Origin of the sequence: Mesorhizobium sp. LNJC391B00 (assembly GCF_000502535.1) — a bacterium.
Taxonomy (GTDB): Bacteria; Pseudomonadota; Alphaproteobacteria; order Rhizobiales; family Rhizobiaceae; genus Mesorhizobium.
On the sequence record NZ_AYWI01000005.1, the window covers coordinates 285720 to 312643 of the forward strand.

The 26924-nt window shown below is 63.9% G+C and carries 23 protein-coding genes and 3 pseudogenes; 9 read left to right on the plus strand and 17 right to left on the minus strand.

The window, feature by feature from the left end; all coding sequences use genetic code 11:
* Nucleotides 1-89: 89 nt before the first annotated feature.
* Together ribB and aroC are read right to left on the minus strand one after the other, a co-directional pair.
* Entirely contained in the window at nucleotides 90-1190 is a 1101-nt protein-coding gene (gene ribB / locus X750_RS150025; RefSeq protein ID WP_023668438.1) for a 3,4-dihydroxy-2-butanone-4-phosphate synthase, read from the minus strand.
* A 74-nt stretch (nucleotides 1191-1264) separates the two neighbouring features.
* A pseudogene (gene aroC / locus X750_RS01000000162935) lies at nucleotides 1265-2391 on the minus strand (chorismate synthase).
* A 184-nt stretch (nucleotides 2392-2575) separates the two neighbouring features.
* Here aroC and X750_RS150020 point away from each other — a divergent pair.
* Nucleotides 2576-2830: a DUF1344 domain-containing protein gene (locus X750_RS150020; RefSeq protein ID WP_023747552.1), complete on the plus strand. Its 255-nt coding sequence runs from the start codon at nucleotides 2576-2578 to the stop codon at nucleotides 2828-2830.
* 83 nt (nucleotides 2831-2913) lie between these two features.
* Here X750_RS150020 and X750_RS150015 read toward each other — a convergent pair whose 3' ends face one another.
* The 3 genes from X750_RS150015 to mddA form a co-directional block, all read right to left on the minus strand.
* Nucleotides 2914-3501: a histidine phosphatase family protein gene (locus X750_RS150015; RefSeq protein ID WP_023747553.1), complete on the minus strand. Its 588-nt coding sequence runs from the start codon at nucleotides 3499-3501 to the stop codon at nucleotides 2914-2916.
* A gap of 46 nt (nucleotides 3502-3547) precedes the next feature.
* Complete coding sequence (gene fabI / locus X750_RS150010) at nucleotides 3548-4369, minus strand: enoyl-ACP reductase FabI (protein ID WP_023692087.1); 822 nt, start codon at nucleotides 4367-4369, stop codon at nucleotides 3548-3550.
* Between the two features lie 219 nt (nucleotides 4370-4588).
* Nucleotides 4589-5341: a methanethiol S-methyltransferase gene (gene mddA, locus X750_RS150005; protein ID WP_245271842.1), complete on the minus strand. Its 753-nt coding sequence runs from the start codon at nucleotides 5339-5341 to the stop codon at nucleotides 4589-4591.
* A gap of 169 nt (nucleotides 5342-5510) precedes the next feature.
* On the opposite strand from mddA, the gene X750_RS150000 reads away from it, so the two are divergent.
* Entirely contained in the window at nucleotides 5511-6146 is a 636-nt protein-coding gene (locus tag X750_RS150000; protein ID WP_023747555.1) for a TetR/AcrR family transcriptional regulator, read from the plus strand.
* Nucleotides 6147-6165: 19 nt separating this feature from the next.
* Here the strand turns inward: X750_RS150000 and X750_RS149995 are convergent, their stop codons facing one another.
* Both X750_RS149995 and X750_RS149990 read right to left on the minus strand, forming a co-directional pair.
* Nucleotides 6166-7095 (minus strand): J domain-containing protein, encoded by a 930-nt coding sequence (locus X750_RS149995; protein WP_023692090.1) that lies wholly within the window; start codon nucleotides 7093-7095, stop codon nucleotides 6166-6168.
* A gap of 125 nt (nucleotides 7096-7220) precedes the next feature.
* Entirely contained in the window at nucleotides 7221-7682 is a 462-nt protein-coding gene (locus tag X750_RS149990) for an RT0821/Lpp0805 family surface protein (protein WP_023731327.1), read from the minus strand.
* Between the two features lie 40 nt (nucleotides 7683-7722).
* Here X750_RS149990 and pdxH point away from each other — a divergent pair, with 40 nt between their 5' ends.
* Nucleotides 7723-8340, plus strand: a complete 618-nt coding sequence (pdxH, locus tag X750_RS149985) for a pyridoxamine 5'-phosphate oxidase (RefSeq protein WP_023668448.1) — start codon at nucleotides 7723-7725, stop codon at nucleotides 8338-8340.
* Between the two features lie 8 nt (nucleotides 8341-8348).
* Here the strand turns inward: pdxH and X750_RS149980 are convergent, their stop codons facing one another.
* Nucleotides 8349-9101, minus strand: a complete 753-nt coding sequence (locus tag X750_RS149980; RefSeq protein ID WP_023738480.1) for a crotonase/enoyl-CoA hydratase family protein — start codon at nucleotides 9099-9101, stop codon at nucleotides 8349-8351.
* Nucleotides 9102-9132: 31 nt separating this feature from the next.
* Complete coding sequence (locus X750_RS149975; protein ID WP_023738479.1) at nucleotides 9133-10902, minus strand: acyl-CoA dehydrogenase family protein; 1770 nt, start codon at nucleotides 10900-10902, stop codon at nucleotides 9133-9135.
* Nucleotides 10903-11350: 448 nt separating this feature from the next.
* Between X750_RS149975 and X750_RS149970 the strand changes: the two genes are divergently transcribed.
* Nucleotides 11351-12463, plus strand: a complete 1113-nt coding sequence (locus tag X750_RS149970) for a glycoside hydrolase family 25 protein (RefSeq protein WP_032904536.1) — start codon at nucleotides 11351-11353, stop codon at nucleotides 12461-12463.
* A gap of 3 nt (nucleotides 12464-12466) precedes the next feature.
* Here X750_RS149970 and purD read toward each other — a convergent pair whose 3' ends face one another.
* Nucleotides 12467-13753 (minus strand): phosphoribosylamine--glycine ligase, encoded by a 1287-nt coding sequence (gene purD, locus X750_RS149965; RefSeq protein ID WP_023738478.1) that lies wholly within the window; start codon nucleotides 13751-13753, stop codon nucleotides 12467-12469.
* Nucleotides 13754-13898: 145 nt separating this feature from the next.
* Nucleotides 13899-14712: pseudogene (locus X750_RS01000000162940) on the minus strand (phytanoyl-CoA dioxygenase family protein).
* A gap of 41 nt (nucleotides 14713-14753) precedes the next feature.
* On the opposite strand from X750_RS01000000162940, the pseudogene X750_RS01000000162945 reads away from it, so the two are divergent.
* Together X750_RS01000000162945 and ubiA are read left to right on the plus strand one after the other, a co-directional pair.
* Nucleotides 14754-15666 (plus strand): annotated as a pseudogene (locus tag X750_RS01000000162945) (LysR family transcriptional regulator).
* Nucleotides 15667-15717: 51 nt separating this feature from the next.
* Nucleotides 15718-16701, plus strand: a complete 984-nt coding sequence (gene ubiA / locus X750_RS149960) for a 4-hydroxybenzoate octaprenyltransferase (protein WP_023738477.1) — start codon at nucleotides 15718-15720, stop codon at nucleotides 16699-16701.
* A 262-nt stretch (nucleotides 16702-16963) separates the two neighbouring features.
* Here the strand turns inward: ubiA and X750_RS149955 are convergent, their stop codons facing one another.
* From X750_RS149955 to X750_RS149945, 3 genes are all read right to left on the minus strand, one after another.
* Nucleotides 16964-17530 (minus strand): DUF6101 family protein, encoded by a 567-nt coding sequence (locus tag X750_RS149955; protein WP_023668457.1) that lies wholly within the window; start codon nucleotides 17528-17530, stop codon nucleotides 16964-16966.
* 184 nt (nucleotides 17531-17714) lie between these two features.
* Nucleotides 17715-19145, minus strand: a complete 1431-nt coding sequence (locus tag X750_RS149950; protein ID WP_023738476.1) for an FAD-binding oxidoreductase — start codon at nucleotides 19143-19145, stop codon at nucleotides 17715-17717.
* Between the two features lie 18 nt (nucleotides 19146-19163).
* Entirely contained in the window at nucleotides 19164-20129 is a 966-nt protein-coding gene (locus X750_RS149945; protein ID WP_023738475.1) for an L-threonylcarbamoyladenylate synthase, read from the minus strand.
* A gap of 369 nt (nucleotides 20130-20498) precedes the next feature.
* Between X750_RS149945 and X750_RS149940 the strand changes: the two genes are divergently transcribed.
* Together X750_RS149940 and X750_RS149935 are read left to right on the plus strand one after the other, a co-directional pair.
* Nucleotides 20499-20948 (plus strand): hypothetical protein, encoded by a 450-nt coding sequence (locus X750_RS149940; protein ID WP_023738474.1) that lies wholly within the window; start codon nucleotides 20499-20501, stop codon nucleotides 20946-20948.
* A 165-nt stretch (nucleotides 20949-21113) separates the two neighbouring features.
* Nucleotides 21114-21497: a hypothetical protein gene (locus tag X750_RS149935; protein ID WP_245259948.1), complete on the plus strand. Its 384-nt coding sequence runs from the start codon at nucleotides 21114-21116 to the stop codon at nucleotides 21495-21497.
* A 76-nt stretch (nucleotides 21498-21573) separates the two neighbouring features.
* Here the strand turns inward: X750_RS149935 and glyS are convergent, their stop codons facing one another.
* The 3 genes from glyS to X750_RS149925 form a co-directional block, all read right to left on the minus strand.
* A complete protein-coding gene (gene glyS, locus X750_RS1000000163685; protein WP_023747557.1) occupies nucleotides 21574-24042 on the minus strand; it encodes a glycine--tRNA ligase subunit beta in 2469 nt (822 codons plus the stop codon).
* Between the two features lie 306 nt (nucleotides 24043-24348).
* Nucleotides 24349-24750, minus strand: coding sequence for a DUF559 domain-containing protein (locus tag X750_RS149930; protein ID WP_023668463.1), 402 nt, complete (start codon nucleotides 24748-24750; stop codon nucleotides 24349-24351).
* 397 nt (nucleotides 24751-25147) lie between these two features.
* Nucleotides 25148-26092: a glycine--tRNA ligase subunit alpha gene (locus tag X750_RS149925; protein WP_023687115.1), complete on the minus strand. Its 945-nt coding sequence runs from the start codon at nucleotides 26090-26092 to the stop codon at nucleotides 25148-25150.
* A gap of 176 nt (nucleotides 26093-26268) precedes the next feature.
* Here X750_RS149925 and X750_RS149920 point away from each other — a divergent pair, with 176 nt between their 5' ends.
* Nucleotides 26269-26730, plus strand: coding sequence for a GNAT family N-acetyltransferase (locus tag X750_RS149920; protein WP_023747558.1), 462 nt, complete (start codon nucleotides 26269-26271; stop codon nucleotides 26728-26730).
* Nucleotides 26731-26924 lie beyond the last annotated feature (194 nt).

The window sequence follows — 26924 nt, forward strand, 5'->3', positions numbered from 1 at the left end:
ATGACGAACGCGTGGAGGCTTCAGCAAATCGCAGAAGCAGGCGACCTGCCCGCGCAATATTTTCGGCAGCGTCGCTCTTGCGCGACGAACTAGATAATCTCGGTCTTGGCGATATGTATGCCAAAGCCTTCAAGCCCGACATAGTGGCGCTCGCGCGAGGCGATCAGGTTGATCGAGGAAATGCCGAGGTCCTTCAGGATCTGGGCGCCGAGGCCGATTTCTCGCCACTCGTTCTCACGGCGGCGGGCCTCTTCGTGGTCCTCACGGTCGGCACTCATCGGCCGGTTGCGCTCCTGATGGGCGACGCCGACCGAACCCTCCCGGAGATAGACGATGACGCCGCGCTTGCGTTCGCCCATCGCCTTCATAATGGCGTCGAGCCGGTGGCTGGTGCCGAACACGTCGGTCACCACATCCTCCGAATGCAGCCGCACCGGCACGTCCTCGCCGTCACGGATGTCGCCGAAAACGACCGCGACATGGTGCATGGAATCCCAGGGCAGCGTGTAGGTGAAGACCTGTGCCTTGCCGCCGAGTGTGTCGATTTCGGAGCAGGCGACGCGTTCGACCAGCGTTTCCTTGCGCTGCCGGTAGGCGATGAGGTCGGCGACCGAAACCTGCTTGAGGCCATGTTCCTCGGCAAAGCTCGCCACCTGCGGGCCGCGCTTGACGGTGCCGTCGTCATTGACCAACTCCGAGATCACGCCAACCGGCGGCAGGCCGGCAAGTTTGCACAAATCAACCGCGGCTTCGGTATGGCCCGAACGCATCAGCACGCCGCCTTCCCTAGCGATCAGCGGGAAGATGTGGCCGGGCCGGACGAAATCCGAACCGCCGACATTGCCGTTGGCCAGGTTGCGCACGGTCAGCGTGCGGTCCTCGGCCGAAATGCCGGTGGTGGTGCCATGCTTGAAATCGACGCTGACGGTAAAGGCCGTGGTGTGGGCGGAATCATTGTCGGCGACCATCGGCTGCAGATTGAGCCGCTTGGCCTCCTCGCGCGGCATCGGCGTGCAGACGATGCCGGAGGTGTGACGGATGATGAAGGCCATTTTCTCCGGGCTGCAATGCACGGCGGCAACGATCAGGTCGCCCTCGTTCTCACGCCCGTCATCGTCCATGACGACGACGATCTCGCCCCGCTCGAAGGCGCGGATGGCTTCGACGATTTTCTTCTGGTCGTATGGCATTGGCTCGCTTCGCTCGCAGGGGATAGGGGTTGGGCAGTAGGAGTTAGGGAAGGAAGGATGGGCTCGCCTATTGCCTAATCCCTACTGCCTAATCCCCGGCCTGTCTGTCCCCGGTGCCGCAGATAATGGTCGGCGATGGCGCAGGCAACCATGGCTTCGCCGATCGGCACGGCGCGGATGCCGACGCAGGGGTCGTGGCGGCCCTTGGTCATGACGTCGACGTCGTTGCCGTCCTTGTCGATGGATTTTCGCGGCGTCAGGATCGACGAGGTCGGCTTGACGGCGAAGCGGGCGACGATCGCCTGGCCGGTCGAGATGCCGCCCAGAATGCCGCCGGCATTGTTGGACAGGAAGACCGGCTTGCCGTCATTGCCGATGCGCATCTCGTCGGCATTCTGTTCGCCGGTGATGCGCGCGGCTTCGAAACCGTTGCCGATCNGTTGCCGATCTCGACGCCCTTGACGGCGTTGATCGACATCAGGCCGGACGCGATGTCCTGGTCGAGCTTGGCATAGATCGGCGCGCCAAGGCCGGCTGGCACGCCGTCGGCGATGATTTCAATAACCGCGCCCACCGAGGAGCCGGATTTGCGGATGCCGTCGAGATAGCTGGTGAAGACCGGAACCGAGGCCGGATCGGGGGTGAAGAACGGGTTTTCGGCGTCACCGATGAAATTCCAGTTCCAGTTGGCGCGGTCGATCGATTTTTCGCCCATCGAGACCAGCGCGCCGCGCACCACCATTCCGGGCACCACCTTGCGCGCCAAGGCGCCGGCCGCCACGCGAGCGGCCGTCTCGCGCGCCGAGGAGCGGCCGCCGCCGCGATGGTCGCGCAGGCCGTATTTGACGTCATAGGTGTAGTCGGCGTGGCCGGGCCGGTACTGGCGGGCAATGTCGCCATAGTCCTTGGAGCGCTGGTCAACATTCTCGATCTGCATCGAGACGGGCGTGCCGGTGGTGATCATCGTCTCGCCGTCCTCGTCGAGGATGAAGCCGGATAGCACGTTCACCTCGTCCGGTTCGCGGCGCTGGGTCACAAAACGCGACTGGCCGGGACGGCGCTTGTCGAGTTCGGCCTGTATCTCTTGCCGCGTGAAGCGGATGCCGGGCGGGCAGCCATCGACCACGCAGCCGAGCGACGGGCCATGGCTTTCGCCCCAGGTGGTGACGCGGAAGAGATGGCCGAACGTGTTGTGAGACATGAATTTTAGCCCTGCCCGGCAGCGGAACCGGATCAAGGGTGCGTTCTATTGGCGTTTTCCACAGCGGTCAAACTGTGATCCGGCGGTTTTAGTTTTGACACATTCGGTTGGTTTCTGCTCTCTTCCATCCGCCCGTTGAAAGCTCGCCGCCATCCGTGCAGGCGCAATGACAAAGAGGACGACGATGCGTACCCTGATTGGCGCTGCTGCCGCCATGTTGCTGATTTCCACCGCCGCCTATGCCGGCCAGACCGAAGGCCTGATCAAGAAGGTCGACAAGGACGCGCTGACGCTGACGCTGGAGGATGGCAAGTCCTACAAGCTCAACGCCGAGACCGACCTCGATTCGCTGAAGCCGGGCATGGATATCGTGATTGCCTATGACGTGACGAATGGCGAGAATGTCGTCACCGATATGGAATTGCCCGATACCGAGTAAGACCGGCACCGAACAGGGCCTTGCCGCTCAGCGGAGCCCTGCCCAGATAAACAGGACGGTCGTCCTGTTTTATCCGCTCGAACCTAAAGCCAATCCAGGCGCCCGTCCTGCAGCCTGAGCACCCGATCCTGCCGCACTTCCAGGTTTGCCGCTTCGTGTTCGGAAACACCTTCGACCATCCTGAACAGGGTCCGCACGACGCCACCATGCGTGACGCAGACCGTCTGGCGGTCGAGCGCGTCGAACCACGGCTTCACCCGTTCGAGCAGCATCTGGTAGCTTTCGGCGCCCTCGCCCGGCGGCTGGAAATTCCATTTGTTGCGCCGTCGCGCCTTCGCCGAGCCCGGCATTCGCGTATCGAGTTCGGCATAGGTAAAGCCCTGCCAGTCGCCAAAGTGCACCTCGACCAGACGCGGGTCGGTGCGGTAGGCATCGGGATCGAGTTGCATCGCCAAGCGTAGCCGCTGCATCGTCTCGCGCGTCCGCTTCATCGGGCTGGCGACAAAGTCGAAATCCTCAGGGTTCTGGATCAGCTCGGCCAGCCGCCGCCCATTGCGGGTCGCCTGCTCGCGGCCGAGTGCGTTGAGATCGGTGTCGGCCTGGCCCTGCAGCCGCGACTCGGCATTCCACTGCGTCTGGCCATGGCGCACGATGTAGACGAGCGGAACCATCAGGTCTTCCGGAAATCAGGACAGGCAGGCGGAAACCGCGGCAGAACTATTCCTTGACGGTCGAAATATCCGGCGCGTCGACCGCCTTCATGCCGACGACGTGATAGCCGGAATCGACATGGTGCACCTCGCCGGTGACGCCACGCGACAGGTCCGACAGGAAATAGACGGCGGAATCGCCGACTTCTTCCTGGGTGACGGTCTGCTTCAGCGGCGAATTGTATTCGTTCCACTTCAGGATATAGCGGAAGTCGCCGATGCCCGAAGCAGCCAAGGTCTTGATCGGCCCGGCCGAGATGGCGTTGACGCGGATCTTCTTGCCGCCGAGGTCGACGGCGAGATAGCGCACGCTGGCTTCGAGCGCGGCCTTGGCGACACCCATGACGTTGTAATGCGGCATGACCTTTTCGGCGCCGTAATATGTCAGCGTCAGCAGCGAGCCGCCGTCGGTCATCAGCGCTTCGGCGCGCTTGGCGATGGTGGTGAAGGAATAGACCGAAATGTCCATGGTGCGAAGGAAATTGTCGCGCGTCGTCTCGACATAGCGTCCGGTCAGCTCGTCCTTGTCGGAAAAGGCGATGGCATGGACGAGGAAGTCGAGCTTGCCGCCCCAATGCCTGGCGACATTGGCAAACACCTCGTCGAGGCTCGCCGGATCAGTGACATCGCAATGACCGGCGACAAAGGCGCCCAATTCCGCAGCCAGCGGCTCGACGCGCTTCTTGAACGCCTCGCCTTGATAGGTCAGCGCGATCTCGGCGCCATGGTCGACGCAGGCCTTGGCGATGCCGTAGGCAATCGATCTGTTGTTGGCGACGCCCAGTATAAGGCCGCGCTTGCCGGCCATAAGGCCCTGTCCACCCGCCATGTCAGCGCTCTCCGAAAGATTTTCTGCTTTGGAGTGCCTATCGCACAGGCAGAAAGGCGCATCAAGCGCAGACGGGGCGCGCGTTCAATTCAGACACTCGGCGTGACAACGAATGGGGGATAATAACGTTGTTGTGAGATTTGAACGCCTCACTGCGGCCAGCGCGCCTTGACGGCCCAGGCCGGGCAGCCGAATCGGCTGGCCGGCACCGCATCGGCCCTATCCAGCCATTTTGCGCCAGGGAATGAGCATTCCCACCTGCTTGCGGTAGAGGCGGTACTGATCGCCAAACATCGCGACGAGATCGCGTTCCTCGAGGAAGATGCCGAGCAGGATGTAGCCGGTGCTGCCCGCCGCGAACAGAAGATGGCCCCATGTCATCGACGGCGTCGCCCAGAAGGCCAGGAGAAAGCCGACATAGAGCGGGTGCCGGACCCATTTGTAGAACAGCGGCGTCCTGAACACGGGCGGCGCCGGTTCGCTCTTGCGCAAAGCGGCGAGAACCTGGCGCAAGCCGAACAGTTCGAAATGGTTGATCAGAAAGGTGCTGGTCAACAATACCGCCCAGCCGAGCCAGAACACGCCATGGATGACGGCGACCCAGACCGGGTTCTCGACCGTCCAGACGAGACCGGGAATCGGCCGCCATTGCCAGTAGAGCAGCAGCAGGATGAGGCTGGCCAAAAGCACATAGGTGCTGCGTTCGGCCGCGTGCGGGACAATCCGTGTCCACCAGCGCTTGAAAACCGGCCGCGCCATGATGCTGTGCTGGGCGGCGAAAAGGCCGAGCAGCAGTGCATTGACGATGACGGCTTCGACCGGACTTCCAGCGACTCCGGAATCGATCGATTTCGGCACGACCATGTTGCCGACGAAACCGACCGCATAGAGAAACGAACCGAGAAAAATCAGGTATGCGGCAACGCCGTAGATAAGGGTGATTACGCCCGCCAGGACTGCCCCTCCATGCAAGCATCAGGATTCGGTCGGTCGACCGAATTCAGTGTCAAAAACCATAAATTCTCTGATGAGTCAACTTGATCGGTCGCTCGACCGAGATAGAGTGGAGGGACGTCCAGCCCCGGACAGGAGAAGCTATGATCCGCCCAGATTGCACCGCTACCAGCGGCAGCCACGCCGCATGACGGACGCTGCCCAAGCCGTTACCCCACCGCAGAACAAGCAAAAGCGCGACACGCGCGCCGAACTGATTTCAGCCGCCGAGTTGTGCCTCCATCGAGGCGGCTACGCCGATCTGTCGACGCGCCGCGTTGCCGAGATCGCCGGCGTTCCGCTCAGCCAGATCCATTACCATTTCGGCTCCAAGGAACGGCTGTTCCTGGCCCTGCTCGACCATCTGAACGAGGGCCTGCTGAAACGCCAGGCGGAGACTTTTGCGGCACCGATGCCGCTGTGGCAGCGCTGGGAGCGCGCTTGCGATTTCCTCGACGATGATCTGGCGTCCGGCTATGTCCGGATCCTGCACGAGATGATCGCGGCAAGCCTGTCGAGCCCCGAAATCGCCAAGGCGGTGCGCCGCGACCTGCGCGGCTGGTTCGAACTGCTGGACGGACTGGCGCAAGAGGCGGAGCGGCGGTTCGGCGGCCTCGGGCCATTCTCCGCCGCCGAAGTGACCAGCCTGGTCAGCGCCGCCTTCCTCGGCAGCGAGACGATGATCCTGCTGGAGATCGAGGGCCCGCATGTCCCGGTGCGGCAGGCGCTGCGCCGCTTCGGCGAAACCATCCGGCGGATGGAGGAAGCGGCGCCCGGCAGCTAGCCAGCCAAGTCGAGCCGCATCAGCCTTTGCGGCTGCGCATCAGCGCTTCGAGTTCGCTGTCGCCGCCTTCCGGCAGCATGATGCGGACATGGGCGTAGAGATCGCCATGGCCGCCGGCCTTTTCCGGCAAGCCCCTGCCCTTCAGGCGCAGCACCTTATCGGAACTCGACCAAGCCGGAATGTTGACCGCCAGCCTGCCGGTCGGCGTGTCGACCGGCACCTTGGCGCCCAGCACCGCGTCGGCCAACGCTACCTCCAGATCGGCATGCAGGTCACGGCCCTCGATGCGGTAGCGCGGGTGCCTGCGGATACGGATCTTGACCAGTGCATCGCCCGGCTGTCCCGGCCCCTGCTCGCCCTGGCCCTTCAGCCGGATGGTCTGTCCGTCCTCGACATAGACCGGCAGCTTGACCGCGATCTTGCGGCCGTCGGGAAACATCGCCGTCACCTTTTCGGCGGTCGCTATCTCCTCGATGGTGACGTCGAGCGTGACGTTCAGATCGGCGGCGGTCGCCTGCTGGCGGCGGTCGCCTGTTCCGGCGCCGCGCGCGCCGGAAAAGGCGTCGCCGAAGATCTGGCTGAAAATGTCGCTGTTGCCGTCGAACGGATCGCCGCCCGGACGCCCCGATCGGAATTCGAAGCGCGAGCCGCCGGCGCCCTGCTGGCGGCGGAAGCCACCGAACGGATCGCCGCCGCCGGCTGCACCCTCGAAGCCCTGGAATTTCGGCTTGCCGTCGGCGTCGATCTCGCCGCGGTCGAAGGCCGCACGGTTCTTCTCGTCGCCGACGACCTCATAGGCCTGATTGGCGGCGGCAAAACGGTCCTTGGCCTTGGGATCATTCGGATTCTGGTCCGGATGATACTTCTTGGCGAGCTTGCGGTAGGCCGATTTTATGTCCTTGGCCGATGCGTTCTTGGCAACGCCCAGCACCTCATAGGGGTCGCGCATGCGTCCTGCCCTGGAAAATGAGTTAAATCCACGTTGGCCCTTATATGCGCTCCCATAGGAAGAAATTCCAGTGGCGCACAGGCTTATCGAGGGTTGAAATTGCAGCGCCCGCAAACCTCGAAAACTCAGAGCGGTTTGAAGTCCTGCATGTGCCAGCCGCCGGCCGCGACGATGCACAATTGCCCCTTGAACAAAGCGACGCCGTCGAAGCTTTCGCGCGAGGCGGTAAAGCTGCGGCAGTCTTGGCCGTTGTCCTGCACTTCGGCGAGTTCGGTGATGGAGCCGCGCGAGCCGGTGTCGGCATTCGCCCACGGCACGGCTTGGCCGCGAAGCTCCTCGATGTCGGCCGAAGACACTGCATTGCCGATCGTGGTCTGGTCGGAAGCGCTGTCGGCGTCCGTCGATGTCACCCTCGCCGGCGCGCTCGAGGTGACGATGGAACGGTCGACCTCGGCCTTTTCCAGGCTGAAGCCGCCGGCGCCGCAGGCGGCAAGCGGCAGGGCGATAATCACGATCACGGCTTTCGAACTGGCCGAAGCGATAACGCTCCATTGCCCGCTGTCAAAAGCTTGCGCGATACGCGACAATCGGCAACCTCCTGAAGCTCGAGACATTTTGAGAAAAACTATGAGTGACACTGAGTTAACAAGTAGTGACTTTACCGAAGCCGCCGAGCCGTTCCGGCTCTTTGCCGAGTGGCTGGAGGACGCCAAGAAAAGCGAAATCAACGATGCCAACGGCGTAGCACTTGCAACCGTCGATGCCGACGGCATGCCGGATGTGCGTATGGTGCTGCTCAAGGGGTTCGATGAAAGCGGCTTTGTCTTCTACACGAATTTCGAGAGCGCCAAGGGCCGCGAGATTCTTGGCAGCATGAAGGCGGCGATGTGCTTCCACTGGAAATCGCTGCGCCGCCAGGTGCGCATACGCGGTCCGGTGGAGATCGTCAGCGACGCTGAAGCCGACGCCTATTACGCGACGCGGCCGCGCGGCAGCCGGATCGGCGCATGGGCTTCGAAACAGTCGCGGCCGCTGGAAAGCCGCTTTGCCCTGGAGAAGGCGGTGGCCGAATACACGGCGCGCTACCCTATCGGCGAAATCCCGCGGCCAAAGCACTGGTCGGGCTTCCGCATCGTGCCGCAGGCGATCGAGTTCTGGCACGACCGGCCATTCCGGCTGCACGATCGGCTGGTCTTTTCGCGCAACGCCGAAGGCGGCTGGGACAAGACACGGCTTTATCCCTGAGGATAAGTTCAGGCCTTCTTGCGCGTCATGAAGGCCGTCAACGCGGCGCGCGCTTCGTCGGACTTCAGCCGCTCGGAGAAACGCTCGCTCTCCACCTTGATGCGGGCGACAAGCTCGTCGCGCGGGGCGCGCATCAGGTCACGAGCGATCTTCAGCGCCTGCGGCGGCTTGGCGGCGATCGCGCCGGCCGCGGCGAGTGCCGCGGCTTCTAGCCCGTCCTCCTCGACCACCTCATAGATCAGGCCGGCGGCCTTGGCGCGTTCGGCGGAAAAACCTTCGCCGAGTCCAAGCAGCGCAAAGGCGCCCTGCCTGCCGAGGATGAGCGGCGCCAGCAGGCTGGAGCCCGCCTCCGGCACCAGGCCGAGGTCGACGAAGGGTGTGCGGAACACCGTGCGCGGCGTGGCGAAAGTCAGGTCGCAATGCAAATTGAGCGTGGTGCCGATGCCGACCGCAATGCCGTCGACGCCGGAGACCATCGGCTTCTCCGTTTTGGCCAGCGCCATCAGGAAGTCCCAGACCTCGTTGCCGCCCTCACCGCCGGTGGCGATGACCAGGAAATCGGCGAGATCGTTGCCGGAAGAGAAGGCGCCAGGCACACCGAGGAAGACATGGACGCGAACCGCCGGGTCGGCATCGCCATCGGCCAGCGCCTTGGACATTGTCGCGTACATGGCGCGCGTCAGTGCGTTCTTCTTGTCGGGACGGTTCATGCGGATGATCTGGATGGCGCCCTGGCGCTCGACGAGAATATGGTCTGTCACGGTCATTCTTCCCTGGTGAGCGCTCTGGTATTCAGGCCGTTATCAGCGCCTTGCCGGCGGTAGCGAGGCTCTCGGCGCCATCGATGACGCGTTCCTTCAAGGCGCTGACTTCGCCGAGCAGGTTTTCGGCGAAAAAGCGGCAAAGGGCGATGCGGCTCTGCTGGGCAAGTCCGCCACGCGCCAGATAAGCGCCGCCGGCAGCAAGCGAGATCAGCCTGAGATAGGGGGTCGCACCGGCTTGCGCTTCGTCCAGACGGCCGTCGGCCAGCAGCTTCTGCAGGAAGCGCGTCGCCTCGGTGAGATCGTCGAACGCCTGGTCAAGCGCTTCGGCGGTGCGGCCGAAGCCCTGCAGGTTCGAGGTCCGCACCTCGTCGGCGATGGCCTTCAGTTCGGCGATATAGCCATGCACATGCTCGCCGCCGCCAAGCGGCAATTTGCGGGCTACAAGGTCGATCGCCTGGATGCCGTTGGTGCCTTCATAGATCGGCGCAATGCGGGAGTCGCGATAGAGCGCGGCCGCGCCCGTCTCCTCGATGAAGCCCATACCGCCGTGGACCTGGACGCCGAGCGATGCGACATCGACGCCGATATCGGTGGAAAAGGCCTTGGCCAGCGGCGTCAGCAGATTGGCGCGATCGCGCCAATGCGCGGCCTCCTCGCCTGTCGACACACGCGCAAAGTCGATGGCATAGGCGCAGGAATACGAGATGGCGCGGGCGATCTGGGTCAAAGCCTTCATGGTCAAGAGATTGCGCTGCACGTCGGGGTGATGGACGATCGGCGCCATCCCGGCGCCTGAAAAGTCCGATGCCTTGCCCTGGCGGCGCTCATTGGCATAGGCGATCGCCTTCTGCGTCGCGGCTTCGGCCACTGCCACGCCCTGCATGCCGACGCAAAGCCTCGCGTTGTTCATCATGGTGAACATGCAGGCGAGCCCCTTGTTCTCCTCGCCGATCAGCCAACCGACGGCGCCGGGCGCAGCACCCTGGAACCCGTCGCCATAGATCATGGTGCAAGTCGGCGAGGCATGGATGCCGAGCTTGTGCTCGAGGCCGGAACAGAAGACGTCGTTGCGGGCACCGAGCGAGCCGTCATCATTGACCAGGAATTTCGGCACCAAAAACAGCGAGATGCCGCGCGTGCCGGCCGGTGCGTCGGGCAGCCGCGCCAGCACCAGATGGATGATGTTGTCGGTGAAATCATGCTCGCCATAGGTGATGAAGATCTTCTGGCCGAAGATGCGGTAGGTGCCGTCGCCGGCAGGCTCGGCGCGACTGCGCAAGGCGGCGAGATCGGAACCGGCCTGCGGCTCGGTCAGGTTCATCGTCCCCATCCACTCGCCGGAGACGAGCTTTGCCAGATACTTTGCCTTCAGCGCTTCGGAGGCATGCTTGTCCAGCGCCTCGACGGCGCCCATGGTCAGCGTCGGGCCGATGCCGAAGGCCATGGCGGCAGAGTTCCACATTTCGAGCGCGGCAACGCCGAGCATGGTCGGCAGGCCCTGGCCACCGAATTCTTCCGGTCCCGACAGCGCGTTCCAGCCGCCGTCGATCCAGCTGCGGTAAAGCGCCTTCCAGCCGGGCGGCGTGGTCACGGTCGCATCCTTCAGCACCGCGCCATGCTCGTCGCCGATCTTGTAGAGCGGCGCCACTTCCTCGCTGGCGAAGCGGCCGGCCTCGGACAGGATGGCGTCGACAAGGTCTTCGCCGAGGTCCCCGAACGCGCCGCGGTCGAGCGCCGGCTTGAGCCCGGCGACATGCTTGAGCGTGAACGAAATGTCGTCGACCGGGGCCTTGTACATGCCGCTTTCTCCTCCGCTGCTCCGACCGCTCGATCCTAGGACCCGGGCCGATGCAAAACCATCCGCCTCTGGGCGGCCTCCGACCTTCTTTTTACGTAAACGTCAAACTTTGTCACGCGGATTTTCATCGAACTTCGTCGTCCACAGGTGGAGCGGGAGCGTAGCGGACGCCGAGTACCATGTCGCGACCTCGCGCTAGGGGCGCAACGGTGCAGAATTCCGCGCCGTGGCAACGCTTCGAAGTCGCGGAATGCATACTATGGTCCGCGCCGCGTCGCTTCGCTCCTTGCTTCGCCATAGAATGACGAAATCGCGAGAGCGACAGGACTCCTGCCCGAAAGCACTTCCTTAACCATACCGGTCCACCATCGGTGTTTGGTCAGCGGGGATCCCCTGTTTGAAAACGCCGGCGCATCTTCTTCGCCGCTCAGCGATCGCTCTCGCGGCGATGATGGCGCTGACGTCAGCGGCTACAGCCTCGGACTTTTCCGAGCCTTGGCGGGATGGCGACCGCGCGCTGGTGGTCGACGCCTATGAATACAATTCCATCGACTGGGCGCAGCTTGCCACCGACAAGCGCATTGTCGGCTTCATCAACAAGGCCTCCGACGGGCTGCCGCCGCCCTATTTCTGCTACGGCGACGAGCCTACGGTCCAACTCTGCAAGACATTGTGGAAACGCTTTGCGGTGACGCGCGAGCTGTTTCAGACGCGCAAGGTGGTGGCCAAGGCGCTCGGCCTGAAATGGGGCGCGTATCATCTTGCCCGCCCCGGCAATCCGCTCGAGCAGGCCAACAGTTTCATCGATTTCGCCGAGCCAGCCCCTGACGATCTGCTCGCCCTCGATCTCGAAGGCAACGACCCCTCGCAATGGATGTCGCTCGAGGATGCCGAGGAATTCGTGCGCCAGGTGCACCGGCGGCTCGGCCGTTTCCCGATCCTCTACACCAACGGCAAGACCGCCCAGTACATCGCCGACAACCGCTACCAATACCGTCTGCTGTCGCGGCTGCCGCTCTGGTATGCGCGCTACAAGCCCGACATCGACGTGCATTTTCCGATGGGCAACTGGCAGGGCTATGCGCTGTGGCAGTTCTCGGCGCAGGCCAATTGCGGGCGCCTGCGCTGCCCCTACCGCGTCGCCGGCACGCCCAACGACATCGACGTCAACGTCGCGCCGATGGACGCGGCGGCACTGCGCCAGCAATGGCCCTTCGGCGGCCTGATCGACGTGCCGCCCGACTACCTCGCCTCGATACCGGTGCCGGTGTCGCGCGCGGCCGGGCTCGCCGGCAAAGTCACCATCACATACGCCGATGTGGCGACGCCACCGACGGTCGAGGAAATGGTGGCGGTGCTCGGCGCGCGCTGGCAGACATTCCGCGCCGCCTTCCGCATGCCGGTGGTCAAGACGGTGCCGCGCCGCGCGCGCTTCGGCATTGCCGAGTATGTCGCCTGGAAGCGGACCACGTATCGTTCGGAGGCTCTGCTCGAGGCCGCCTTCTCGCAGGCCGCCGACCCGGTCAGCACCGCTTCGACGGAACTGGTTCGCGAGCGCTGAGGCTTATGTGGCGGCGCTGGCCTTTTCCCGCGCCACCGCCTGCCAGCCTATGTCGCGGCGGAAGAAGCCTTGCGGCCAGTCGATACGGTCGAGCGCGGCGTAAGCGCGGCTTTGCGCTTCGCCCACCGTCTTGCCTGATGCCGTGACGTTGAGCACGCGGCCGCCATTGGCGACCAGCGCGCCGCCATTGATGGCAGTGCCGGCATGGAAAATCTCAACGCCTTCGCCGGCGGCTTCGTCGAGACCCCGAATGACCGAGCCTTTTTCCGGCGTCCCGGGATAGCCCTGTGCCGCCATCACCACGGTCAGCGCGGCATCGTCGCGCCAGCGGATCGAACTGTGCGCCAACTGGCCGTCGACGGCGGCGTTGAGCAGCACCAGCAGATCGTCCTTCAGCCGCATCATCAGCACCTGACACTCGGGATCGCCGAAGCGGGTGTTGTATTCGATCAGCTTCGGCCCCTTGTCGGTGATCATCAGCCCGGCAAACAGAATACCGGCGAACGGCGCGCCAAGCTCGGCCATGCCGCGCATGGTCGGCTCGACGATCTCGCGCATGGTGCGCTCTACCATTTCGGGGCTCATCACCGGCGCCGGCGAATAGGCGCCCATGCCGCCGGTGTTGGGGCCGGTATCGCCATCGCCGACGCGCTTGTGGTCCTGCGCGGTGCCGAAGGGAAGTGCGGTCGTGCCGTCGCACAGGCAGAAGAAACTCGCCTCCTCGCCGGTCATGAATTCCTCGACCACGACCTCAGCGCCGGCGTCACCGAATGCGCCGTCGAAACAAGCATCGAGGGCGGCGCGCGCCTCGTCCAGCGTCATGGCGATGGTGACGCCCTTGCCGGCAGCGAGCCCGTCGGCCTTGATGACGATCGGCGCTCCCACCTTTTCGACGTAAGCCTTGGCCGCAGCCAGTTCGGTGAAGCGGCCATAGGCGGCGGTCGGGATGCCGTATTTGGCGCAAAGGTCCTTGGTAAAACCTTTCGAGCCTTCGAGCCGCGCTGCCCGCTTCGACGGGCCGAAGACGCGGATGCCCTCGCCGCGCAGATCGTCGGCAATGCCGGCGACCAGCGGCCCTTCCGGCCCGACGACGACGAGGTCGATCGCATTGTCCTTGCAGAAGGTTGCGACAGCGGCATGGTCGCTAATGTTGAGCTTGACCAGTTCGGCCTCGCGGGCGACGCCCGGATTGCCGGGCGCGGCATAGAGCTTGGTCAAAAGCGGCGAGGCCGCGATCTTCCAGGCCAAGGCATGTTCGCGGCCGCCGGAGCCGATCAACAAAACGCGCATGCCGATGTCCCTTGTCATTTCACGACAGGGACTGCGCTATTGCGCTGCGCAGCGCGGGTCAAGACTTTTGGTCCGCTGCTTGCCGGTTGCGCACGGCAACGTCGCACGCATCGGCAAGCCGAAGCAGAAGCGCGGCTCTCGCGGCTCAGCTCTGGAAGACCACTGGAAACCAGTCCTCGCGCAGTTTCTGGCCGGGCTTCATGTCATGGCCGGCATAGGGCGGCGAGGTACGGCCGGGGCGCTCGACATAGCGCGCATCGTCGCCGACCCAGCGCAGCGACAGCGCCCGGCGCCGCGCCGCGGTCGGATTGCCGCGCGCACCATGCGCGGTGCGGAAGTCGAACAGGATGGCGTCCCCCGGTTCCATCTCCCATTCGAGCACCTTCAGCGACGGGTCCTTGTCTGGATCCGGCACGGGGAGGTAGTCGCCCTCGCCGGCATAGAAATTGCTGTCATCTAGCCAGCGCACCGGCAGGATCATCTTGTCCCATTTGTGCGAGCCGGCGATCAGCCGCAGCGTCGCTTCCTTGACCGGATCGATCGGAATCCAGAAGCTGACGGTCTGGGTGCCGCCAAGGCGTCGGCTTTTGCGTGCCCGGTTCCTTGACCAGCACATGGTCGTGGAAGAACTGGGCGCTGCGCGACTGCATCGCCGCTGCCGCGAGTTCCGCGGCCGGGGAATTGCGCACCACGTCGACGAATTCGGGAATGCGCTCCCAATTGCAGTAATCGTCGAAGAAGCTGCCCTTGCCGTTGGCGATGTCCGAAGCCATGGCGCTGCGGTTTTGCATGTTGCGCTCGATGCCGGCGGCGATGGTGCCGACCCAGTCCTTGAAGGCGCCGCGTATGCAGACCGCGCCGTCGCGCTGGTAGTCGGCAGTCGCTGCGGCATCAATATGTCTGGCGGCCATCTCATGTCTTCCCTGTTTCGATGACCGACTATCGCAGCCGCCGCACATCGCGTAAAATAATAACTTCTCATCTCCCTTATAGCTTTACTATGAACCTGACCCTCACCCAGTTGCGCTACCTCGTCACTGTTGCCCGTCACGGCAGCGTCACGGTGGCCGCCCGGATGCTGAACGTCTCGCAGCCCTCGATCTCGGTGGCGATCGACAATGTCGAAGCGACGCTCGGCCAGAAACTGTTCGTGCGCCAGCGCGGCAGCGGCATCGCGCTGACCTCGTTCGGCCGCAGCGCGGTGGCGAAGGCAAAGCAGGTGCTGGCCGAAGCGGACGAACTGGTTGGGCTCGGGACGCGCGACGCCGATGTCGGCGGCGAACTTGTGCTCGGCTGTTTCGAGGATCTGGCGCCTTATTTCGCGCCGGCGCTGATCCGCGCTTTTTCGCAACGCTGCCCGGCGGTCACCGTGGTGGTCCGCGACGAGACCTTCGAGACGCTCGGCCGGCGGCTCGGCGATGCGGCAATCGATCTCGGCCTGACCTACGATCTCGGCCTGCCCTCGCACTTCGCCCGCACCCTGCTGCATGAGCTGCGGCCACACGCGCTTCTGCCGCAAGGCCACGCGCTGGCCAGCCAGGCCAGCGTCAGCCTGGCGGAGCTGGCGACCCATGCCTTGATCACCACCGACCAGCCGCATAACTGGCAGCATATGGCTGGACCTGTTCCTCAGCCGCGGCCTGTCGCCGGTCTCGCAATCGACGGCGAGTTCGTTCGAACTGCAGCGCAGCATGGTCGCCAACGGCTTCGGCGTCGCAGTGAGCTACACCAGGCCTTATGGCGACAGGAGTTATGACGGGCTGCCGCTGGTCTGCAAGCCGCTGTCCGATCCGCTGCCGATGCAGCGCATCATCCTCACCCATGACACAAGGCAAAGGCTGTCGAAGGCGGCGCTGGCCTTCACGGAGGTGGCGAAGGAATGGTTTGCCAGCCACGATATTTTCACCGCCTGAGCGACAATGCGGCCGCTTGACGGCGCACGCCGCTGCTGCCACTCCAGCACGATGGAAACCATCCAGTCGAAAGCCGCACAGGGCCGCGTCGCCGACGCGCCGAGCGGCCATTGGGTCTACAAGATATTGCCGCGCTCGCTGTGGCCTTACGCGCAGCTTGCGCGCTGGGACCGGCCGATCGGCTGGCAATTGCTGCTGTGGCCCTGCTGGTGGTCGGCAGCGCTTGCGGCCAGCGCCTATCCCCGCCCGGCAGACCCGTTGCTCACATTGCTGCCGTCGCCGTGGTTCCTGTTCCTGTTCTTTGTCGGCGCCGTCGCCATGCGTGGCGCCGGCTGCACCTATAACGACATTGTCGACCAGGACATCGACAACAAGGTCGAGCGCACGCGCTCACGGCCATTGCCGGCCGGCAAGGTGACGCGCCGCCAGGCCTGGATATTCCTGGTCATCCAGGCGCTGCTGGGGCTGGTCGTGCTGTTGCAGTTCAACGACTTCGCCATTCCGCTCGGCATCGTCTCGCTGGTCATCGTTGCCGTCTATCCCTTCATGAAGCGCTTCACCAACTGGCCGCAATTGGTGCTCGGGCTCGCCTTCTCCTGGGGTGCACTGATGGGCTGGGCGGTCGAGTTCGGCGATCTCGATGGCCCGGGCATCATGCTCTATATCGGCTCGATCCTGTGGGTGATCGGCTACGACACCATCTATGCACATCAGGACAAGGAAGACGACGCAATCGTCGGCGTGCGCTCGACGGCGCGGCTGTTCGGCGACAACACCAAGACCTGGCTGGTCGGGCTTTATGGCGGCACGCTGGTCTGCTTCGCCATCGCCTTCGCCTCGGCGCAGGTGCCGGTGGTGGCGCTGGCCGGGCTGATCGCCGCCGGCGCCCATATGGCGCGGCAGATAGCGGTTCTGGATATCGACGATCCCGATCAATGCCTGCGGCTGTTCAAATCGAACAACCAGGTCGGCTGGCTGATCTTCATCGGCCTGATCGGCGGTGCGCTGTGGGTGGCGCTGAAGCCGCTGGTGTAGTCTCCCTTCTCCCGTCACTATACGGGGAGAAGGTGGCGGCAGCCGGATGAGGGGCAGCGCCAATCTTGGAGATGAAATGCACAGCGGCGATATTGCGAGAAATGCCTCGGTCAGCGCCGCCCCTCATCGCCCTGCCGGGCGTTCGTCACTCGAAAAGCCAAGCAATTGGCTTTTCGTCCGCTACGCGGACCGCTCCTCAACCCCCGTATAGTGCCGGGGAGAAGAAGGCTGTCATCGGCGGTTTCGCCAATCGCCGGCCAAGCTACTCCCGCGAAATAATCTCCTGGCCATCGATCACCAGCCTCAGCCCGAGATTGCCGGCCCTGCGGCGGGCGAGGAAGCGCGGGCGGCGCGTGGTCGAGACCCGGCCCTTGCGGCGATCCTTGGCCGGCAGCGCCTTGATGGCGGCGCCGAGCGATTCCTCCAGCGTGCGGGCAATGCCGTCGGATTCGATCAGCAGCATCTGCAGCCGGTAAGCATCGGCCCAGGCGCGCCAGTCGGCGGCGACGTCGTCGAGATCGTCGGCCACCAGCAGCGGCACCGACAGCATCGGGTCGTTGTGCAGGAGTTCGAGGGTTACCGTGACATTGCCTTGCGCATCCTCCATCGCGCGGGCGGCGACGCCGCGAAACGCGTTGGCGGGCAGCGCGATGATCGCCGGCACGCCGCTCATCTCGAGCGTGCGGCGGATGACGGCGCCGCGCTGGTCGATGGTGAAGGTAACGTCGCCATAGTCGTCGCGCGTGGCATAGCTCACCACTTGCGGCAGGCGGAATGGGTCGAGGCGCATGTTGCGCCCGGCCCAGACGGGCTTCAATACACTGTTCATCTGCTGCCTTCCTGTGTTTCTCCTGAGAGCCGCTTTCACGGATCCCACCGGGCCAGTTTTCCCGGCCTCGTTGTGTGAAACATTAGCGCGAGCTTCTGCCGCCCGGCTTAAGAAAGTCAGTTAAATTTTGCTGATCTCAGGCGATGGTTATCGGAATGAGACCAGCCACAAAATGTTGAAAGGATCAGATAACCTTACCGGGATTCATGATGCCGGCCGGGTCGAAGGCCGCCTTCACTCGGCGCATCAGCTCGATCGCCATGGGCGGCGCGGTGGCGATCAGCTCGTCGCGCTTCAACTGGCCGATGCCATGCTCGGCCGAGATCGAACCCTGGAAGGAGCGCACAACATCGTGCACGGCATGGTTCATGGCGTGGTAGAGGCCGAGAAACGCTTCATCGTCACCGCCCTCCGGCCGGGAGATGTTGTAGTGGAGATTGCCGTCGCCCATATGGCCGAAGCAGACCACGCGCGCACCAGCACTGACCGAAGCCACTGCACCGGCCGCCTTTTCGATAAACGCCGGGATGGATGCCACCGGCACCGAAATATCATGCTTGATCGACGCGCCTTCGGGCTTTTGCGAATCCGGCAGCACCTCGCGGAAATTCCAGAAGGCGTCGCCCTGCGCCAGGCTTGCCGCGATCACCGCGTCGCCGACGATGCCTTGCTGGAGGCCTTCCGACAGCACCTCCTCGATCAGCCCCCTGGCGTCCTCGGCCGAACGGCCGGATGATATCTGCATCAGCACATACCAGGGCCAGTCCTCGGCGAGCGGCCGGATGACGCCCTGCGCGTGGCGCAGCGTGAAATCATAAGGACGCTGGCCGATCAGCTCGAAGGCGGTGAGTGCCGCCCCGGCCCGGTCCATCGCCAGGCTGAACAGCGAAAGCGCTGCTTCCGGCGACGACAGGCCGGCAAAGGCGACTTCGCGCCCCTTGGGCTTGGGAAACAGTTTCAGCACCGCGGCGGTGATGATGCCGAGCGTGCCTTCGGCGCCGACGAACAGGTTCTTCAGATCGTAGCCGGTGTTGTCCTTCTTCAGTTTGCGCAGATCGTCGAACACCTCGCCGGTCGGCAGCACGACTTCGACACCAAGGCAGAGTTCGCGCGCATTGCCATAGGCAAGCACGCCGGTGCCGCCGGCATTGGACGAGAGATTGCCGCCGATCTGGCAGGACCCTTGCGCGGCAAGCGACAACGGAAACAGCCGGTCGGCGGCGTCGGCGGCTTCCTGCAGCGTCTGCAGGATGACGCCGGCTTCGACGGTCACCGTGTTCGAGAAGACGTCGATCTCGCGAATGCGGTTCAGCCGCGACAAAGAAAGCACGATCTCGCGGCCGGAGGCATCCGGCACCTGGGCGCCGACCAGCCCGGTGTTGCCGCTTTGCGGCACGACCGGCGTTCCCGTCTCGCTCGCCAGCCGCATGATCCGGCTCACCTCGTCGACGCTGCCGGGACGCAGCACCAAGGCCGTCCTACCGTGCCACAGCCCGCGCCGCTCGGTAAGATACGGCGCAATATCGGCTTGGTCGCGCAGTGCATATTTTTCGCCGACAATGGCAGTGAAGCGGTCGATGAGAGCGGGATCGAGGTCGAAGGGGGAGTCGTTCATCGGCGCAAACTATGGCGCTCAATCGAGCTTGTCACGGGGGGCAGCGGCACGAAACAGCCGGTCGTTGATCGCCTCGCCGAGCCCTTCGACCGGGATCGGCTCGACGGCGATCGTGGCCGCACCGCTGCGGTCGAGTTCCTGCAGATACGCGAACAGATTGCTTGCGGCTTCGCGCAAATCGCCTGACGCGGACAGGTTGCGCAAGGCGGCCGCCGCTTGCCAGCCTTCGGCGCGGTCGCCACCAAAGGCCAGCAAGGCCTCGCCTTCAGCCACACTCTGTGCATCGAGCCGCACCGATGCGCTCGGCGCATAATGCGACGCCAGCATGCCGGGCGCCTCGATGCCGGCTGTCGCGCCGCGCTGCAGCTTGATGCCGGTGACGGCCTCGATATCGGCGGCAGCGATGCCGCCTGGCCTCAGCAGCCGCACGCTGTTGCCTTCGACCTTGACGATGGTCGATTCCAGCCCGACCGGGGTGGCGCCGCCATCGACCACCAGCCGGATTTTGGCGCCGAGATCGGCCGCCACGGCTTGCGCCGTCGTGGCGCTTATCTTGCCCGAAGAGTTCGCGCTGGGCGCGGCCAGCGGCCGGCCGAGCCTGGCGATCAGCTCGCCGCCGAAGCCCCTCGGCATGCGCAGCGCGATCGTATCGAGCCCGGCGGTGACCAGCGGATGGATGCCGTTGCCGGGTCGGAGCGGCAGCACCAGCGTCAGCGGCCCCGGCCAGAACGCCTCGGCCAGCCGCTTCGACAGCGGGTCGAAGATCGCAATGCGCTCGGCCATCGCGAGATCGGCGACATGGGCGATCAGCGGGTTGAAGCGCGGCCGGCCCTTGGCTTCGAAGATGCGGGCGACGCCGACGCCATTGGTCGCGTCGCTGGCCAGTCCATAGACGGTCTCCGTCGGGATACCGACGACGTCGCCGCCCTCGAGCAGCGCCAACGCCTGCTCCATCGCTTCGCCGACGGATAGTATCTCAGCCACTCGCTTCACCTCACAGCGCCGGACCTAAAGCGCGTCGCGCTGAACCGGATTCATGCGACGCGCTTTAGGTCTTTGTTTTGATGCATGTCGTTCTCTCAAAACCGGGGCCACTTTTGAGCGACATGCATTAGAGCGGTTCAGCTGTTCGCTTAAACGCTCTAAGTATTTGTTTTTGCGCAATTCAGGACGGAAAACCGCTACTCACTTTTCCTGGAATTGCTCTAATACGGCAGTGGTTTTCGGGCAAGCCGGCGTTGGCGAATTATCAATGCCTAAAATGCTATGTTTCCCTGCAAGCCGGCATCAATCCACTGGGGTTAGGCTACTTGGGTTAGGGCTGGCAGCTTGTTGGGCAAGGGGACGGTTTCGATGTCGATGCGTGTGCTTGGAGCGCTTGGTTTCACCCTGGCGGCGATGACCGGTGGGGCGCACGCCTCGTCGATCGTCTTTCTCGGCGTCTCGACCTCGACGCCATCGGTCATCAAGGTTGGCGGATCCGAACCGGTCAGGATCGCCTCGTCGCCATCGATCGTCGCGCTCGGCGATGCCCAGCCCGATGTGACTTATGAAAAGGTCGCGGCGATCCCCGAAAAGCCTAGGCAGGACCCGATGATCATTCGCGGCGGCATCGTCGGCGGCGCCTTCGCCGCGCCGGCTCCGGCCAGGGCGAGCGCCGCGGCGCCGGCAACTGAGCCGGCAGAGACCGCACCAGCCGGAACTGCAACGGCATCGAACGGCAAGCCCGAGTCGCAACCGGCAGCGCCGCAGCCGGCAGCAACACCGCAGCAGCCGATCGAGGGCGTCGGCAAAGCCGAGTAGGCCATTCAGCCAAGACAGTCGGCCAAGACAGTCGGCCGATCCATGCCGCTTGACGCCGATCGACGCCCCGGCGCACGATCGGCTTGGCGGCGGCGGCCCCAATTTCGCCAATCGGGTTTGGCATGAGCGCGCCGGGTTCTAGGAGAGCGAGGGGTTATCATGAACATGACGAAATCTTTGACTGTTGCCGGCCTGTTGCTGGCGTCACCTATAGCTGTCGGCGGCGCGCAGGCCGGTGACGAGCTAGGGTCCTACGTCGCGCGCATTTCCGATCGCGACCACCATGCCAGCGACGGCTATGAGCTGAGCAGCGCAGCACAGATGGTGCGGCAGGACCGTGCCAACTGGCACAAGTTCCACCGGCGCGATGCCGACGACCAGGGCGATGACTGGTTCCGCAGCAACGATGATCGCGCGTATCTGGAACGCATGCTGAAGCGCGGTGGCGCGATGAGCTCCTCGACACGGAACGCCATCGTCAATGGCGAGCCGCTGATCCAGGTCGACGTCTATTCAGACAGCGTGCATGTCAGCATTTTGGAGGACTGACGGAGTCAGCCTCGGGAGGACTGAAAACAAGACGGGCGGCGTATGAACGCCGCCCGTCTTCGGGCTTGTCCGTCGCTTAGCCAGCTATTCTGGAGAAATCAGCCACCTGGTCGGTGGCCGTGCGGATGCGGGCGAGCAATGCCAGACGGTTGGCGCGCACGGCCTGGTCCTCATCATTCACGAGAACACGTTCAAAGAATGAATCAACCGGTTCGCGCAGCACGCTAAGCGCCAGCATGGCGGCGGAAAAGTCTTCGTTTTGAATCGCTTCGCCGGCTTCTCTCTCCGCCTGATTCACCGCTGCAAACAGCGATTTCTCGGCCTCCTCGCGAAACAGCGCCGGCTCAACAGTCTCGGCGACGAGCGTTTTCTTCTTCTCCTCGGCAGCCAGAATGTTGGCCGCCCGCTTGGCGCCGGCGAGCAGGTTCTTGCCGTCCTCGGTGTCGAGGAAGGACCCCAGAGCTTCGACGCGACGCACGATCTGCAGGAGGTCGTCCGACTGCGATTGGCCGATCTCCCCCCTTGTGGGGGAGATGCCCGGCAGGGCAGAGGGGGGCGCGCCAGAATGAGAGGTCGGCGGGACAGCGCCCCCCTTTGTCGGCTTCGCCGCCCCCAAAAGGGGGGAGATTGGCGCGCTTCCACCACCTGCCAGCACGGCGTCAATGAGATCATGCCGAGCGCCCTGGTCGCGGAGATAGACTTTCAGGCGGTCGTGGAAGAAGGCGAGGAGGTCGGGCCCAAATGCCCGTCCAGCCTTAGACGCGAGATAACTCGCCGTTTGATAGGCACTATCGAAGAGCGATGTCAGCGGCAGTGAGATCCCATTCTCGATCAGGATTCTCACCACGCCCAGTGCGGCCCTTCTCAGCGCGTAAGGGTCCTTAGACCCCGTCGGCTTTTCATCAATGGCCCAGAAGCCGACCAGCGTATCGATTTTGTCGGCCAGCGCGACGGCAATCGACACCGGATTGGTCGGCACGCTATCCGACGGACCTTGCGGTTTGTAGTGCTCCTCGATCGCCGCAGCCACGGACGGATGCTCGCCTTGCAGCAGCGCGTATTTGCGGCCCATGGCGCCCTGCAGTTCCGGAAACTCGCCGACCACTTCGGTGGTGAGGTCGGCCTTGGCCAGCACAGCGGCACGCCCGGCGAGCGCGGCAATCTCCCCCCTTGAGGGGGAGATGTCGCCGAAGGCGACAGAGGGGGTCGTCTCGCGTGGCGCGCTGACTCCCTCTTTCTTCGAGAGACCGGGCGGCGTCGCGGCAGCCGAAGCGACCCCCTCTGGCCTGCCGGCCATCTCCCCCTCGAGGGGGAAGATGGAGTGCGCCACTGTCGGCGCCAGCTCTTCCGCCAGCCGCTTGATCCGCTCCACCCGCTCGCCTTGCGTGCCGAGCTTGGCGTGGAAGGTGACATTGAGATGGTCGAGGCGGGCCATGCGCTGGTCGAGCGGTTTCTTCAGATCGAGGCCGAACTTTTTTGCCGATGCCTCGAGTTCTCCCAGATCGGGCAGATCGCCCTGGTCGGTCTTCCAGAAATACAGCGCATCCGACAGGCGCGCGCGCACCACCTTGCCGTTGCCGTGCGCGATCTCCTTGCCGCCGTCCTTGGCCTCGATGTTGGCGGTGAGGATGAAGCGGTTGGAAAGGTTTTCGCCGTCGCCCTGCGGCCGGGTGACAAAGCATTTCTGATTGGCGCGGATGGTCAGCCGGACCACTTCTGGCGGAATGGCAAGAAAGGCCTGCTCGAATTCGCCCATCAGCACCACCGGCCATTCGACCAGGCCCGACACTTCTTCCAGCAGCCCTTCGTCCTCGACCAGATCGAGCCCGTTGGCGAAGGCGAGGTTGCGGGCGTCGGCAAGGATGATCTCCTTGCGCCGGTCGCCATCGAGCACGACCTTCGCTGCTTCGAGCTTGGTCACGTAATCGTCGAAGCGACGCACGGTGATTTCACCCGGCGCCATGAAACGATGGCCGTAGGTGATATTGCCCGAGCGGATGCCATCGATCTCGAAATCGACCACCACCGGCTCCTCGGTCTCCGGGCCGAAGGTGCACAGGATCGTCTGCAGCGGCCGCACCCAGCGCAGCGAACCGGGCTTGGCCGAAGCCGGCCCCCAGCGCATCGATGTCGGCCACGGGAAGCTGCGAATGATGGCCGGCACCAGTTCGGCGATGATTTCTTCCGCCGCCCTGCCCGGCTTCGAAATATGGGCGACGTAGAAATCGCCCTTCTTCGGATCGGAATGGACATGCGCCTCGGCAGCCGAGGCAAGACCTGCCTTGCGCAGAAAGCCCTGCACCGCCTGTTCCGGCGCCGTCGTCGACGGCCCCTTGATCTCCTCGTGGATATCCTTCGAGCGCGCGGTCAGGCCCCTGACATCGAGCGCCAGGCGCCGCGGCGTCCAGTATTCGCGCGCGGCGTCATAGGTCAGACCCGCCTCGACCAGACCGTCGGTCAGCATCTTCCTGAGATCGCCCGCCGCCTTGCGCTGCATGCGGGCGGGGATTTCCTCGGAGCGGAGTTCCAGCAACAAATCCGGCATCAGAGTTTCTCCACCCGCATGCCTTCTCCCTGATTGCGCGTCCTCGCGCCTCCGGCGCTGCGGTTGCGCGGCCGGGCGGGGATTTCCTCGGAGCGAAGTCCTAGCAAAAGATCAGGCATCAGAGTTTCTCCACCCGCATGCCTTCTTCCTGATTGCGGGTCCTCGCGCCTCCGGCGCTGCGGTTGCGCGGCTGGGCGGGAATCTCTTCCGAGCGGAGTTCTAGAAGCAGATCAGGCATAGTTAGGCTCCCACCCTCCCCTCGATGGGGAGGGTCGGCGCGCAGCGCCGGGGTGGGGTGGCGACCTCTCAGCCGCCGATACCTTCGGCACCATCGCGCAAACGCAGGTGTGATTTTCGTTCTTCCACCGCCGCATAGATCGTATCGAGCACGGAATCCAGTTCGTTTTTGATTTCATGGTTCCAGAAGCGGATGACTCGATAACCCTGGCTCTCAAACCATTTCGTTCGACGTTCGTCATGGTGCTGTTGGTCATCGAAGCTGTGATGGGCACCGTCCACCTCAATGATCAGCTTCAGCCGGTGGGAGATGAAATCAGGGAAGTAAACGCCTACCGACGCCTGCCTGCGAAAATGAGTGCCTTCTACTGGAATGCGCCACAGATGCCGCCACAGGATGCGTTCCTCGTCGGTCATCGCCGCGCGAAGCCTTTGCGCAGACTGCAGCTTGAATCGATCGAGTTTTGGCATGGAACGTCGCGCTGTCACCCCCACCCGCCGCTTCGCGGCGACCTCCCCCATCTAGGGGGAGGTAAGAGGGCATAGCAACTCGGCTGACCGCTGTTTCCAGGAATTTTGACCGCCCCTGTCGGGCCGCAACCAGCCCGCCCGTCCTTTGATCAAAGATTTCCATGAACCAAACGCAGCGCTGAAGCGACCAACGCTCAGGCAGGGACCTATTGGCTGAACGACCATGAAAACGGCATCGAGACTTCTCCACATCATCGCGCTCAGCGCCTGTTTCGCCGCGCAGGTGCATGGCGCCTTCTCGATGCCGGGCGTACGGCAGGCTATGCGGACCATGGCGGGGTCGACTGGCCCGATGTTGGCCCCAATCAACATTTCCCTCGAAATGATGAAGTGAGCCTCAGGCGGCGAGCCCGCCGGCCTGGGTCTGCAAAAATGCCTCGCCGCAGGCTTTCGCCAGATTGCGCACCCGCAGGATGTAGCTCTGCCGCTCGGTCACCGAAATCACGCCGCGCGCGTCGAGCAGGTTGAAGACGTGGCTGGCCTTGATGCACTGGTCATAGGCCGGGAAGACCATGCGGTGCATCGGCAGATTGTCGTTCGAAGCCGGGGCGCCGGCCGCGAGCAGCGCCTTGCATTCGGCTTCGGCGTCCTCGAAATGCCTGAGCAGCATGGCGGTGTTGGCATATTCGAAATTGTGCCTGGAATATTCCTGCTCGGCCTGCAGGAAGACATCGCCATAGGTGACTTTTTCGGCGCCTTCTCGGCCGTTGAAGTTGAGGTCGTAGACATTGTCGACGCCCTGCACATACATGGCCAGCCGCTCCAGGCCGTAGGTCAGTTCTCCCGCCACCGGCGCGCATTCGATGCCGCAGACCTGCTGGAAATAGGTGAACTGCGACACTTCCATGCCGTCGCACCAGCACTCCCAGCCGAGCCCCCAGGCGCCAAGCGTCGGGCTTGCCCAGTCGTCCTCGACGAAGCGAATGTCGTGCAGCAACGGATCGACGCCGATCGCCTTGAGCGAGCCGAGATAGAGTTCCTGCAGGTTCGGCGGGTTGGGCTTCAGGATCACCTGGTACTGGTAATAATGCTGCAGCCGGTTGGGGTTTTCGCCGTAGCGGCCGTCCTTGGGCCGGCGCGAGGGCTGGACGTAGGCGGCGTTCCAGCCCTTGGGCCCGAGCGCGCGCAGCGTGGTGGCCGGATGGAAGGTGCCGGCGCCGACTTCCATGTCGTAAGGCTGCAGGATGACGCAGCCATAGGCGGCCCAGTAATTGTGCAGGGTCAGGATCAGCCCCTGGAACGAGCGGCTGGGATGCATATGGGCTGGACTGTCTGACGTCACGGCGGCCTCGGAAAGCGCTGAAATGATGCCATTCCCTAGTTGCCGGGCCGGTAGGCGTCAAGGCAGCGCCTATCGCCGCCTTGATGAGAGGTTGAACGCTTTGCTTCGGACTGGCCCATTGCCGGACGGTGCCGGTGGCCGTTTGCTCGCCCAGCTTCAACGACAAAGGTTCAGCCATGCAAGGCCAGTTCACCGTACGCCCCGTCACCCGAGAGGATTACGAGCAATGGCTGCCGCTGTGGGACGGCTACAATGCGTTTTACGGCCGCTCGGGCGAGACCGCCCTGCCCGGTGACATCACTGCAATGACATGGTCGCGCTTCTTCGATGCCTATGAGCCGATGCATGCGCTGGTCGCGGAGAGCGAAGGCAAGCTTCTCGGCCTTGTCCACTATCTCTACCACCGCACCACGACGGCGATTTCGCCGAACTGCTATCTGCAGGATCTCTTCACCAATGAGGCGTCGCGCGGCAAGGGCCTCGGCCGGGCACTGATCGAAGACGTCTATACCAGGGCGCAAACCGCAGGCTCCAGCCGCGTCTACTGGCTGACACACGAAACCAACCACACGGCGATGAAGCTCTACGACAAGATCGGCGATCTCTCGGGGTTCGTCGTCTACCGAAAGCTGTTCTAGAATGAGCGCCAACGCTGGGTCTGCGCCGCGTCGCTTCGCTCCTTGCTCCGCCATAGAATGACGATCGCGATAGGGCGTCTCTATCTCTTTGTTTCTGTCGCAATTCCGAGCGGAAAACCGCGCACACTTTTCCTGGAATTGCTCTAAGACGCCAAGCCGAAACAAAAACGGGGCTCAGCGAGCCCCGTTTCATC

Coding starts and splice junctions, on each gene's coding strand:
- ribB (WP_023668438.1), bottom strand. CDS start 1,190: ATGCCATACGACCAGAAGAAAATCGTCGAAGCCATCCGCGCCTTCGAG.
- X750_RS150020 (WP_023747552.1), top strand. CDS start 2,576: ATGCGTACCCTGATTGGCGCTGCTGCCGCCATGTTGCTGATTTCCACC.
- X750_RS150015 (WP_023747553.1), bottom strand. CDS start 3,501: ATGGTTCCGCTCGTCTACATCGTGCGCCATGGCCAGACGCAGTGGAAT.
- fabI (WP_023692087.1), bottom strand. CDS start 4,369: ATGGCGGGTGGACAGGGCCTTATGGCCGGCAAGCGCGGCCTTATACTG.
- X750_RS150000 (WP_023747555.1), top strand. CDS start 5,511: ATGACGGACGCTGCCCAAGCCGTTACCCCACCGCAGAACAAGCAAAAG.
- X750_RS149995 (WP_023692090.1), bottom strand. CDS start 7,095: ATGCGCGACCCCTATGAGGTGCTGGGCGTTGCCAAGAACGCATCGGCC.
- pdxH (WP_023668448.1), top strand. CDS start 7,723: ATGAGTGACACTGAGTTAACAAGTAGTGACTTTACCGAAGCCGCCGAG.
- X750_RS149975 (WP_023738479.1), bottom strand. CDS start 10,902: ATGTACAAGGCCCCGGTCGACGACATTTCGTTCACGCTCAAGCATGTC.
- X750_RS149970 (WP_032904536.1), top strand. CDS start 11,351: ATGATGGCGCTGACGTCAGCGGCTACAGCCTCGGACTTTTCCGAGCCT.
- purD (WP_023738478.1), bottom strand. CDS start 13,753: ATGCGCGTTTTGTTGATCGGCTCCGGCGGCCGCGAACATGCCTTGGCC.
- ubiA (WP_023738477.1), top strand. CDS start 15,718: ATGGAAACCATCCAGTCGAAAGCCGCACAGGGCCGCGTCGCCGACGCG.
- X750_RS149955 (WP_023668457.1), bottom strand. CDS start 17,530: ATGAACAGTGTATTGAAGCCCGTCTGGGCCGGGCGCAACATGCGCCTC.
- X750_RS149950 (WP_023738476.1), bottom strand. CDS start 19,145: ATGAACGACTCCCCCTTCGACCTCGATCCCGCTCTCATCGACCGCTTC.
- X750_RS149940 (WP_023738474.1), top strand. CDS start 20,499: ATGTCGATGCGTGTGCTTGGAGCGCTTGGTTTCACCCTGGCGGCGATG.
- X750_RS149935 (WP_245259948.1), top strand. CDS start 21,114: ATGACGAAATCTTTGACTGTTGCCGGCCTGTTGCTGGCGTCACCTATA.
- glyS (WP_023747557.1), bottom strand. CDS start 24,042: ATGCCGGATTTGTTGCTGGAACTCCGCTCCGAGGAAATCCCCGCCCGC.
- X750_RS149930 (WP_023668463.1), bottom strand. CDS start 24,750: ATGCCAAAACTCGATCGATTCAAGCTGCAGTCTGCGCAAAGGCTTCGC.
- X750_RS149920 (WP_023747558.1), top strand. CDS start 26,269: ATGCAAGGCCAGTTCACCGTACGCCCCGTCACCCGAGAGGATTACGAG.